General features: G+C 57.1%; 9 protein-coding genes. 2 read left to right on the forward strand and 7 right to left on the reverse strand.

Annotation, left to right across the window (positions count from 1 at the left end; all coding sequences use genetic code 11):
- Nucleotides 1-33: 33 nt before the first annotated feature.
- Nucleotides 34-489, reverse strand: a complete 456-nt coding sequence (locus ABJK56_RS19615; protein WP_347246382.1) for a hypothetical protein — start codon at nt 487-489, stop codon at nt 34-36.
- Nucleotides 490-848: 359 nt separating this feature from the next.
- Between ABJK56_RS19615 and ABJK56_RS19620 the strand changes: the two genes are divergently transcribed.
- Both ABJK56_RS19620 and ABJK56_RS19625 read left to right on the forward strand, forming a co-directional pair.
- Nucleotides 849-3,215, forward strand: a complete 2,367-nt coding sequence (locus ABJK56_RS19620; RefSeq protein ID WP_347246383.1) for a VIT domain-containing protein — start codon at nt 849-851, stop codon at nt 3,213-3,215.
- A gap of 236 nt (nt 3,216-3,451) precedes the next feature.
- Nucleotides 3,452-4,462 carry an HD domain-containing protein gene (locus ABJK56_RS19625; RefSeq protein WP_347246384.1) on the forward strand — a complete coding sequence of 337 codons (1,011 nt, stop codon included), beginning with the start codon at nt 3,452-3,454 and terminating at the stop codon, nt 4,460-4,462.
- Between the two features lie 35 nt (nt 4,463-4,497).
- Here the strand turns inward: ABJK56_RS19625 and prmC are convergent, their stop codons facing one another.
- From prmC to ABJK56_RS19655, 6 genes are all read right to left on the reverse strand, one after another.
- Complete coding sequence (prmC, locus tag ABJK56_RS19630) at nt 4,498-5,385, reverse strand: peptide chain release factor N(5)-glutamine methyltransferase (RefSeq protein ID WP_347246385.1); 888 nt, start codon at nt 5,383-5,385, stop codon at nt 4,498-4,500.
- Nucleotides 5,386-5,495: 110 nt separating this feature from the next.
- Nucleotides 5,496-6,569 carry a peptide chain release factor 1 gene (prfA, locus tag ABJK56_RS19635; RefSeq protein WP_347246386.1) on the reverse strand — a complete coding sequence of 358 codons (1,074 nt, stop codon included), beginning with the start codon at nt 6,567-6,569 and terminating at the stop codon, nt 5,496-5,498.
- A 139-nt stretch (nt 6,570-6,708) separates the two neighbouring features.
- Nucleotides 6,709-6,933: a 50S ribosomal protein L31 gene (gene rpmE, locus ABJK56_RS19640; RefSeq protein ID WP_347246387.1), complete on the reverse strand. Its 225-nt coding sequence runs from the start codon at nt 6,931-6,933 to the stop codon at nt 6,709-6,711.
- A 296-nt stretch (nt 6,934-7,229) separates the two neighbouring features.
- On the reverse strand, nt 7,230-8,933 hold the full coding sequence (locus ABJK56_RS19645) for a hypothetical protein (protein WP_347246388.1): 1,704 nt from the start codon (nt 8,931-8,933) through the stop codon (nt 7,230-7,232).
- On the reverse strand, nt 8,912-9,742 hold the full coding sequence (gene kdsA / locus ABJK56_RS19650) for a 3-deoxy-8-phosphooctulonate synthase (RefSeq protein WP_347246389.1): 831 nt from the start codon (nt 9,740-9,742) through the stop codon (nt 8,912-8,914). The genes ABJK56_RS19645 and kdsA overlap by 22 nt, the downstream gene beginning before the upstream one ends.
- A 34-nt stretch (nt 9,743-9,776) precedes the next feature.
- Entirely contained in the window at nt 9,777-10,769 is a 993-nt protein-coding gene (locus ABJK56_RS19655; RefSeq protein WP_347246390.1) for a diacylglycerol kinase family protein, read from the reverse strand.
- Nucleotides 10,770-11,165 lie beyond the last annotated feature (396 nt).

Below are 11,165 nucleotides of genomic sequence, written 5' to 3' on the forward strand. Positions count from 1 at the left end.
CATGTGCCGGGAAGACAACGACGGCGGGGCAAATCACCGTGCGTACACGGGCCGCCTCACCGAGGCACGTTGTTTCCCCGCCGACTCGTTATTGGACAGCACTCGCTGCGCCTTGTTGAGGTCGTTGACTTTCACGACGGCCACGCCCCCGCCTTTCGCCCCCAACTCTGTTCCGAATGAGTGATAAGCATAATCGATATTGAGATGATGTTCCGCCAGCCGCTCACAGATTTTGCGAAATCCTCCCGGCTGTTTGGGCACATCCACAAGCAGGACATCGGCTACCTCATAGGGGAGATTCAACTGTTCCACCACCTTGATCGCCCGTTCGCTCTCCGTCGGCACAAACCGCACTGTGCCCCGATCTCCAGAATCCATCACCACAAGAGCGCGGCACCGCACTTTAGCCTTAGCCAAAGCATCCAGGAGCTGGGCGAGCCGACCGGGCTTGTTGACGAGCTTGACAGAGACCTGTTTGGCCGTTTCCATAGCGTCTCCCTTTCGTGCAAGTAAGACGTGGCCACAACCGCGTTTCTCCAGCTAGACGAGCAGGGTATCCTACCGTGGAGCCACCCAGGCAAGGTGCGCTTGGGCAGCTCTGTCAAAAGGATACGTTGGCCGGTGGTACGAGTCAACCACGAAGATAGGGCAGCGAGCCCGGTCGCGAACCACGTGAACTGTCATACCCGAGCGGAACTTTTTTACGCTGAAAATCGTCGGACCTAATGGAACCGCCAAGCAGCCTGGTATCTGCTTCTCTGACAAGCGGCTGATTGAACGGATGCGCATGCTGTGTTATGCTCCTCGCGGATGGGATGGTGGAGCCATGCTAACAGGAGGTCTCAAAAATGGCCAGCTACTCTCGACTTCGACGTGTCCGATCTGGCATGGTTGCTGTGTTAGGTCTGATGATGAGCCTTGTTGTGACAAGCCTGGCCCAGGCCCAAGGAATTCTTGTTGTTGAAACCGACGGCTTTCGATTGCCCCGGCCACCGATCATCATTTGGCCGCCATTCCCCCCCCATCCGCCTGTTCCTCCGCCTCGCCCGGTACCACCGCCTCCCGCTATCAGTTATGCGGTTGATTCCCTGGAAGTAAACGGTCGTATCAGTCACCGCGTTGCCCAGGTGGAGGTTTCGCAGACTTTCGTCAACACAGGGAGCCGCACCTTGGAAGCTTCGTTCGTGTTTCCTCTTCCCTACGATGGTGCCATCGACCGCATGACCCTGCTTGTGGACGGCAAAGAGATTCCTGCGCAACTCCTCAAGGCAGATGAAGCACGGCGGCATTACGAAGAGATTGTCCGCCGGAACCGCGATCCCGCGCTTCTAGAGTGGATTGGAACAGGAATGTTCAAAACGAGCGTCTTTCCCATTCCCCCCGGGCAGAAGCGAACTGTGTTGTTGCGCTACACACAGTTATGCCGACAATCGGATGGGATGGTGGATTTTCTCTTCCCGCTGAGCACGGCCAAGTATACGTCAAAACCACTCGATCGGCTCAACATTCGTCTCAATCTTCGTGAAGATCAGCCCATTAAGAATGTTTACTCTCCCACCCACGAAGTTGAGGTCAAACGGCTGGACGAAAACACCGTAACGATCACCTACTCGGCCCGGGATATTGTGCCGATGAGCGACTTCCGCCTCATGTATGATGTGGCAGGGGGGCCTGTGGCAGCCAAACTCATCAGTTACAGATCTCCGGATGAGAAGGATGGATTTTTCCTGCTGCTGGCCACCCCGCAGATCGCAGCGGATCACAATAAACCGCTCCCCAAAACGGTCATCTTTGTACTGGACCGCTCCGGCAGCATGAGCGGCAAGAAGATCGAACAGCTCCGCGAAGCGATGCGGTTTGTGATCAACAATCTGCGCGAAGGCGATCTTTTTAATATCGTTGCCTACGATAGCGACGTGGAAACATTTCGGCCGGAACTTCAACGCTACAACGACAAAACCCGCCAACAGGCCCTGGCCTTTGTGGAAGGACTGGTGGCGGGAGGAAGTACCAACATCGACGCGGCCCTGAGAACAGCCCTGGCCCAACTCCAGGATGAAAGTCGCCCCAATTACGTGATTTTCATGACCGACGGCCTGCCCACCACGGGGGTCACCAGTGAGATGCAAATCGTGGAGAATGCCCGCAAGGCCAATACCGTCCGCGCCCGGATCTTCTGTTTCGGCGTGGGGTATGACGTCAACAGTCGGTTGCTGGACAAGCTGGCGAGGTCCAACCGTGGTTACACGGAATACGTGCGACCGGACGAAAATCTCGAAGATCGAATCAGCCGGTTCTACCGCAAGATTGAAGCGCCGGTCCTTACCGACGTGGAAGTGGAATTTATCTTCGATGACGCAGAGAGCGTTTCGCCTGTTTATCGGTTGAGCCCCCAGCCGCCCTTTGACCTCTTTGCAGGAGAGCAGCTCGCCCTGGTGGGCCGGTACCGGCGCTCGGGAACGGCTCAGCTTGTTCTGCGAGGAAAAGTAGCCGGGGAGACCAAGACCTTCAAATTCCCTGTCGAATTCACCGCCCGAACCGGAGACGAGTCCAATGCTTTCGTGGAGAAATTATGGGCGATCCGACGGGTCGGCGACATTTTGGACGAAATTGATCTGCATGGGAAGAATCAGGAACTCATCGACGAATTGACCCAGCTCGCATTGAAACACGGCATTCTCACGCCATACACATCCTTTTTCGCGGATGAAAACGTGCCCTTGCACGAGCTTACCGAGGCAAGGCGTCAGGCGAGCAGCCGTCTGGATGCATTACAGGCTACCGAGGGAACCGCGGGGTTTGCCCAGCGGGCTTTCAAGGGACGTGCCCAATCGTATTCAGCCCTCGACCTAAGCGCCATGATGAAAGACCTTCAGCCGTTTGCTGGTTTCGGTGGCGGCGCTGCGCCGGACCAGTCTGGCTTGGCAGCGGCTGTACCGGCGCCACTCCGCCAGGCAGATCGAGAAATCGTTCAGGCGACTGCTGGCCAAACGGTGCGGTACGTCGGCAACCGGGTGTTTTATCGCCGTCAGGGACAGTGGATCGACAGCACCCTCATCCCTGAACAGCAAAAATCCCCGCGACGCATCAAACAGCTCAGCGAGGAGTACTTCGAACTTCTGCGAAAATACGGACGCCAAATCGCGCCGTACATCGTCTTCGACGAGCCAGTTCTCGTGAATATCGAGGGCCAGGCCTACTTGATCGAACCGTAGCTTTTCACCGGCCTTTTAAACTCGACGGTAAAAACTTTTGATGCGACCCCGGTGTTCCGAACACCGGGGTTTTTTGTCCAACTGGCAAAGCCGATTGATCCTTGTTACAATTCGCTGCAGCTCATTCCCGGCATGCTGCTTGAACCGAACTGGGCGCTAATGCGCCGGCAGTTTGAGCCTTGTTGAACACGTCATCCGTGAATCGGGAAATTCTCTTTCACTCGACAACACGAACGATGGCCACCAAAGTTCCCTTGCGAGCTCTCAGTGAATTACCCTGCGATCAGGAATGCGACACCTTCGCTCTTCTCAGCCGAAAAGAAGAATCCACCACTCGCGATGGCAAACCGTACTGGATGGTGACCTTCCGCGATGCCAGCATGGAGTTCACCTTTCCTATCTGGTGTGATTCCCCCCTGGCCGCCGTGTGCCGCGACGAGTGGGCGGTGGGCGTGTTTTACAAGCTACGGGCGGTCCGCCGCGACACGCGTTACGGCCCCCAACTCGAAATCCGTCGGATTCGAGAGGTCATTGAACAGGACCGCCAGGATGGCTTTGACCCACTCATGTGTCTCCCCCAGTCGCGGCACCCTCCCGAACAACTTTACCGGGAACTGCTGGATCTTGCGCGGAAAGAAATTGCCAACGAAAACCTGCGAACGTTGGTTACTGCGATCCTGGAAGAATTCCGCGAGGCCCTTTTGACCTTACCGGCAGCACGCACGCACCATCACGCCTACGTGGGCGGTTGGTTGGAGCACACGCTCTCCGTAGCCCAAACCTGCATATTTCTCGCTGATAAATACCGGCAGCTCTATCCCGATCTGAACCCTCCGCTTGATCGTGATCTGGTCATCGCCGGGGGAATTCTTCATGACATCGGCAAGCTCCGCGAGTTGCGTTTCTCTCCAATTGCCACCGAGTATTCAGAAGAGGGAGCCCTTTTGGGGCACCTGCTACTTGGCCGGGATATTGTCCGCGAGTTCGCCACTCGTGTCCCCCTTTGTTCGGAAACCCAGCTTCGCCTCGAACACCTGATTATTGCCCATCAGCGGCTGCCCGAATGGGGATCACCCAAACCGCCAATGACGCCGGAAGCCCTCATCGTGCACTATGCCGATGATCTGGACGCCAAGTTCCACATCTATGCTCAGATTCTTTGCACCGATTCCGGTGACGCTTCCCTTACGTCGGAACGCAATATACTGCGGCAACGGCTCTTTCGGCACCTGCCGCCCTCTCCATGATCTATCCCTCCAGGAGACACCTGGAGGTCGGTGATTCAGACGTCTTCCCTGCGACGAGCCTGAATGACCCGGGGTAATCGCGCCAAATCGCGGACGGTGGCACCCAACTCGAAACGTGAATCCGCGGCCACGATCTGCCGGGCAGCATCGTGAATCATGGGCGAAATTTCAAAGATCAATCCCCCTCCCGGGACGAGCCGCTCGGCAGCCTGGGGAACGAGCCGCTCGATAATTTCCGTCCCTCGCGGCCCAGCCACTAGCGCCTCATACGGCTCGTACTGGCGCACTTCTGGGGCAAGTTGCTCATACTCAGCTTCACTGACATAGGGAGGGTTGGACAAGATGAAATCGAATTGCAACTCGCTCGGCACATTTTCCAGAAGGTCGCTCTCACAAAACTCAATGCGGTCCACCACGCCATGCCGTTCCGCATTCTCCCGGGCCACCTCGAGTGCAGCGGGACTGATGTCCAATGCGATGACCCGGGCGTGGGGAAGATGTTTAGCTGCACAGATAGCAAGGATTCCTGATCCGGTTCCCACATCGCAAATCAGCCAGGGACGCTCCGCTCCTTGTCTGCGTGCCCATTCCAGAAGAGTGACCATCACAAACTCGGTCTCCGGGCGGGGGATCAGGACGTCGGGCGTGACGCGAAATTTGAGAGAAAAAAACTCTCTTTCGCCCACCAGATAGGCCACTGGGACGCCTTCTGCCCGACGTTTGATCATCTCGCGGAACCGTGCCTTTTCCTCCTCGGAAGGAATGTCGTCAAAGCGAGTGTACAGATCGATCCGCTGGCAACCGCGGGCAAAAGCGAGCAGGACCTCGGCGTCCAAACGCGGATTTTCTGAACCATGCCGGCGGAGATATTCCGTGGTCCAGTTGAGAAGTCGGCCTACCGTCCAGACATCGGCCTGGGTCATCGGGAAGCGATCCTTCGTATCACGCAGTTCCCATGCCGTTTTGCACGCCTCTTTCCTGCCCACATGGTAAAAAACGCAACGAAAATCCGAGACCCACCGGGCCTGGCGCGTCAATCGAGCGTGCCAAACGTCGCGCGGAGCTCGTTGCGTTCGTAGTCGAGAAGGGCCTCGATGATCGGATCGAGATTTCCTTCCAAAATACTGTCGAGCTGATAAAGCGTCAGGTTAATACGGTGATCTGTCACGCGATTCTCGGGGAAATTGTAGGTGCGAATCCGCTCGCTGCGATCCCCGGAACCAATCTTGCTCCGGCGTTCCTGGGCCCGTTCGGCCTCCTGGGCACGCCGATAGTATTCATACACCCGGGTCTTGAGCACCCGCAGGGCCTTAGCAAAATTTTTGTGCTGACTCTTTTCGTCCTGGCACTGGACAACAATCCCCGTCGCATAATGGGTCAAGCGGACAGCCGAAGAAGTCTTATTGACGTGCTGTCCCCCGGGCCCACTGGCGTGAAAAGTGTCGCGGCGATAATCTTCCGGCTTGATCTCTATTTCCACATCTTCGGGCTCGGGAAGCACCGCCACCGTGGCCAGGGAAGTATGAATCCGGCCTTTGGCCTCGGTTTCCGGCACACGCTGCACCCGATGCCCACCGCTTTCGTACTGGAGACGCCGGTAGACCTCATCACCTTCCAGGCCCACGCTGATTTCCTTAAAGCCCCCCAGTTCGGTCGGGTTCATCCCAAGAATTTCGACCTTCCAACCCTTCGACTCGGCATACCGCCGGTACATCTCGAAAAGATCGCGGGCAAAAAGAGCGGCTTCTTCTCCCCCGGTTCCCGCACGGATCTCCAGAATACACCGCGTGCGATTCGCGTCCTCGCCACCGATAGTCAAATCGAGCAGCTCATCCCAAAGGGCTTCGCGCTCCTGACGAAGCCGGGGCAATTCTTCTTCCGCCAAATCACGGAGCTCGGGATCGTCACCTTCCAGGAGATGCCGCAACTCCAGGATTTGCTGATTGATCTCTTTAAATTTGCGGTACTTGACAGCGACCTTGGCCAGAGCTCCATGTTCGCGCATAACGGCAGCCAGACGCGCTGAATCGGCCAGCACGTCCGGATCGTGGAGCTGCCGCTCCAGCTCTTCAAACCGCGCGAGTTTTTCATCCAGTTCTTTGCGCATGGATAATACAGAGACGCCGCCGGCTTCCTGACGTGATTCCCCAGAGTGGCGGATTATACCCTAGCGGGTGACCGCAATCCTTCGTCCGTTCTCGCCAGTTATTGTAGCGCTCGACAAGGGGGAACAGGGGCCACAATGGTTAGCTGTTCTTCTTCCCGCCCGTGTAACCACCGGAAAACTTCGAGCGGAATTTCTCGATGCGTCCCGTGGTGTCCACGTACTTCAGCTTACCGGTGAAAAAGGGATGACACATGTTGCAAATGTCGATTTTCAGCTCCGGCTTGACGCTGCGGGTCATGAATGTGTTCCCACACCCGCAGGTGACCTTGCAGTCCACGTACTTGGGGTGAATGCCTTCTTTCATAAGAACTCCTCGCGTCAGTATTTCCAGATTTCCAATGCCTATACGGCCCTGCAAACCAGCAGGACCTCGCCACGACCCTCAACCGGGGCCATGACCTTCAGTTATTCCTCCATCTTGCGGGATCGAGCCCATCTATAATGGCGGTTCGAGCCCGCACGGGACAGTCGCTTTACGCCCTCATCCCGATTCAGTGTAGCGAACAACTCCTGAGCCCTCAATTGGTCCCTGATGAGAGCCGTCCCGGTGCAATCTTAGTGAAGTGACCCTATCCGCCCTTTCCGATAAAGCTCCGCCGATTACTTTTGTGAACCATCCTTGATCTCAAGGGGTTTGGCACCCGTCAATTCCTCCAGCCATCTTGCCCGAACCAAGTTGCCGAACCGGTTGGGCAGGTGCATCTCGGATCGGTATGCCGTGATCGCTCGGGAGTAATCCCCGAGCTTTTCGTTAAGTCGTCCCAGTGCATAGAGGACCCCGGACTCCCACGGCGAATCTGGCTCGGACAGGGCGGTTCGCCTGATGAAGTAATCTTCGGCGCTTTTCCGATTACCCTGATACAGGGCAAGAATTCCCAGCCAGTAACTCGCGTTAATTTTCGTCCTGTTCAGAATCATTTCCTGATCAGCCGGCATATTTCCCGAGGCCAGAAGCCTTTCCGGAGGCCTGGCAAGCTGGTAGTAATACGCGGCACTCTCCTCGCCGATGAGGTCCCCTCTAAAGTGGAGGACGCGCCCCCTCCACAATGGCATCACCGCCCCGACAGGCGCCAAGTAGGGCATCACTTCCCGCACGATAAGCTGTCCAATCTGCTGTCCGAGAGATTCCCGTTGTTGTTCGGCTTCGTAGGGTACCACCCAAAGTTCCACATCCTTGACATGCTCCGCCCGCCGGAGCCGTTCGGCAAGTTCGCTGGGATGTGCCGTTATAACGAGGGACTCCGTCCCGGCGAGCATCTTCTGGACCATTTCCATTCGCCGAGACAAATACGGCGGTGACCCTTCCACATAGAGCATGACTTCCCGCAAGTCCTCCGCTTTGACACCGTAAGGATTGCGCGGATCTGCGTCTAAGCGGCGGAGAAGGGAATCATCAGATGCCAATTCTTTGAGCGTGGCCGGGCGAATGACGAGGCCTTTTCCTTTCTCTACTTTCAGTCCATCCTTGGCAGGAATCGGAACACCCAGTGCCGGCTCGAACAGGTACAGCTCCCCGTCAATGAGCACGCCGACAGCAAAAACTTCCCAAAGCGGCGGAGCTCCCCCGGCTGCACGATTGACAGCCACCACGGCTGCATCCAACCCTTCCTGGCGGCAAAGCAGGAGATAGACCCACGCCCGGTCGAAAATCGTCCCGTGGCCCAAGAGGAGCGTTTCCCACGGCGTGCGGATGAGCAATTGCCCGGAGGGAAGCTGAATCATCCTCTCCTGTGAATCCAACTGGATGTTGATTACCACCCAATCGAATAATTCCACTGCGCGGCTCAACTCATCTGGCTGGTCTCCGCGGGCCCAACTTGCGATGTCACGAAGCCACACGGCCGTTTGCAGAAAGATGCCATCATCCCGAGTGAACCTGAGTTCCCCGAGCTCTTTCACTGCCTTAAGTTGCACCAGATCATGGGGCAGCCTGTGGAGCAACGGATCAGGCGTCCAATCGGTCAGCGGCGGCTGAGTTTTGATCCACTGATCAAGCCGGTCGGCCACCTGAAGGGCCATCTCGGTGCCCTCGAACTGATAAAGCCGATTGAGATTACTGATGGCGATTTCGAATAGCTCATCGCGATGGAGGGTGGCCGTTTGCCCGGCGCTGTCCGACGAGGTCTCAGACCCGCCAGGGGAACCGGCCGGCGTGGCTCGACGGCAACCTGCCGTGGTCAAGCAAAATGACATGAGAACGATAAAGATAATCGGACCAAGGCGAGGCGAACGATGGAATGCACTGTGAGCTGCCGGGGACACGACGTTTTTTGCATCTGAAATTACGAATGTGACAGAACCCATTGGCGTAATTCCACAAGAGTTTGGATCAGAGCGGGCAATTCCGAAAGAGGCACCATATTGGGACCATCACTGAGGGCGTCGTCCGGTCGGGGGTGCGTTTCGAAGAACACTCCGTCGGCCCCCACCGCTACGGCCGCTCGGGCAAGCGGGGCCACCATCCCGCGGTTACCTCCGGACCGTCCACCCTGGCCCCCCGGTTGCTGTACGCTGTGGGTGGCGTCAAAGATCACAGGGACACCGATTTCGTGGAGAATGGGAATGGCTTGCATGTCGTTGACCAAGCGTCCGTACCCGAAGAAGGTTCCACGCTCCCCCACGAGGATGTCCCGACATCCGGCGGAACGCAGCTTTTCCACCACGAAGCGCATGTCCCAGGGAGCCAGGAACTGCCCCTTTTTGACATGGACCGGCTTTCCCGTTTGAGCGGCGGCCACCAAAAGGTCCGTCTGGCGGCACAGAAAGGCCGGAATCTGAATCAGGTCACACACTTCACCCACCGGCAGGGCCTGGGCCGGTTCATGGATATCTGTGGTGATGGGCAACCCCGTGGTCTCTTTGACTCGGCTGAGGATCCGCAGGCCTTCGGCGAGGCCCGGCCCTCGGAACGAGTGCAAACTGGTCCGGTTCGCCTTGTCAAAGGAAGCCTTGAAAATAAGGCGAATTTGTTGAGCCCGAGCAAACTCCGCCAAAAACTGGGCAATCTCTAATGTAATCGATTCGTTTTCAATGACGCACGGACCCGCAATAAACAGGAGCGGTTCACCCGGTCCGCATGTATAACCGGCAATTTGCGCCTTTCCTTCAGCCACCGTTTGCTCTCCCATCCCACCGATCCGAGCCGCGTCAGTTGCCCGCTGCTGTCGATGCCAATCGTCGCGCTACCGGTTTCGGCACGAGGATGTGTACGCGGTGGGGGGCGACCTCGACTTCGACGGGCAGGTACCCGGCCGGATCTCCGTCAAGTTGATAAGGTACAGGGGCCTCCGCTGTTACCCGAAATCGTCGGCCTCGCAGATGTTGGAAATCCCTTAGGCGCCGATGGAGCTGGAACTGCGTCGTGAGCGTGTACCACAATCCCTTCCAGAATCCTCCCCCTCGATAAGTGCACAAATCAAGTGCCCCATCTGTCGCGGACGCCTCAGGCGCGATCGGCAATCCCCATCCATAGCGCGGCACATTGAATACGAACACCCATTTGGCAGCGATAGTCGCAGACGGGTTTGCCTGGGGATGCGCCGAGATGCCGTCGGACCCGTCGCGTCCATTCCAAACCTCAACGGACATTTCTGGAAAGGGATAGGCCCCAATGAGATGGCAGATCGGGCCGATGAAAGTTGCGAAACCTCCGCGGCCACCCCGATGCCCCTCCATCCGCCTTCGGTGGACCATTTCCACGGCAGCGGCATCAAACCCGCAACTGAGCATCACCAAAAACAGCCGCCCGTTGGCCATCCCCGCGTCGATGGCGATCGGCTCTCCATGGGTGAGCGTTTCGACTGCTTTGGCAGGCTTCCGGGAAAACCCGAAGTAACTCGCCACCAAATTTGATGTTCCGGTGGGGAAAAAGGACAGCGGCAGGCCCGGAACCACACGATTGATCAATTCCCCGGCGGTTCCATCTCCCCCAGCACCGATCAAGCATTTGAGCCGTCCGGCCTCGAACTCCCTATTCGCCAGCTCTACAGCTTCCCCCAAATTTTGGCTTACCCTTACGGAATATCCCCTCTCATTGAGTGCACTGACGAGACGCCTAACTTTCTTGTCGGCGGGCCATCTCCCCGCTTTCGGGTTATGCAGAATGACGACGCAGTCGCAGTCGCTCCTTCGCACGGTCATGTCGAATGAAATCATTGGTCAGGGGAAACTGTGGCAAATCGGTCGAAAACATCATGATACCGTACCCGGCCCCTTCCCAATATACACCCCGAACATCGCTACGATATCAGACGACCCCCCTCCACAGAGTGTAGCACAATACTACAGTCGGTTCTCACCCGACTTTTATCGGGGAGCCCTATGTTGCCGAATTGAGCAGAGTGTTGCAAATCACCACACCATTGCTCGTTCGGCATTCCTGTTTCGTGTCGCTGGCTCACGCATGGGCGTTCCTAAGTCTTTTCCAGGCGGCAATTTACGAAACAAGCTTATTATCAACGAATTGGCACAGATCGTGCTGCGCTCTCGTTGGTAAGTTAGGCTGGCCCGTGGGGTTTCCGGCGCAGCGGTCGTCAT

It is taken from the genome of Thermogutta sp., assembly GCF_039793925.1.
GTDB lineage: Bacteria > Planctomycetota > Planctomycetia > Pirellulales > Thermoguttaceae > Thermogutta.

Coding starts and splice junctions, on each gene's coding strand:
- ABJK56_RS19615 (WP_347246382.1), bottom strand. CDS start 489: ATGGAAACGGCCAAACAGGTCTCTGTCAAGCTCGTCAACAAGCCCGGT.
- ABJK56_RS19620 (WP_347246383.1), top strand. CDS start 849: ATGGCCAGCTACTCTCGACTTCGACGTGTCCGATCTGGCATGGTTGCT.
- ABJK56_RS19625 (WP_347246384.1), top strand. CDS start 3,452: ATGGCCACCAAAGTTCCCTTGCGAGCTCTCAGTGAATTACCCTGCGAT.
- prmC (WP_347246385.1), bottom strand. CDS start 5,385: ATGACCCAGGCCGATGTCTGGACGGTAGGCCGACTTCTCAACTGGACC.
- prfA (WP_347246386.1), bottom strand. CDS start 6,569: ATGCGCAAAGAACTGGATGAAAAACTCGCGCGGTTTGAAGAGCTGGAG.
- rpmE (WP_347246387.1), bottom strand. CDS start 6,933: ATGAAAGAAGGCATTCACCCCAAGTACGTGGACTGCAAGGTCACCTGC.
- ABJK56_RS19645 (WP_347246388.1), bottom strand. CDS start 8,933: ATGGGTTCTGTCACATTCGTAATTTCAGATGCAAAAAACGTCGTGTCC.
- ABJK56_RS19655 (WP_347246390.1), bottom strand. CDS start 10,769: ATGACCGTGCGAAGGAGCGACTGCGACTGCGTCGTCATTCTGCATAAC.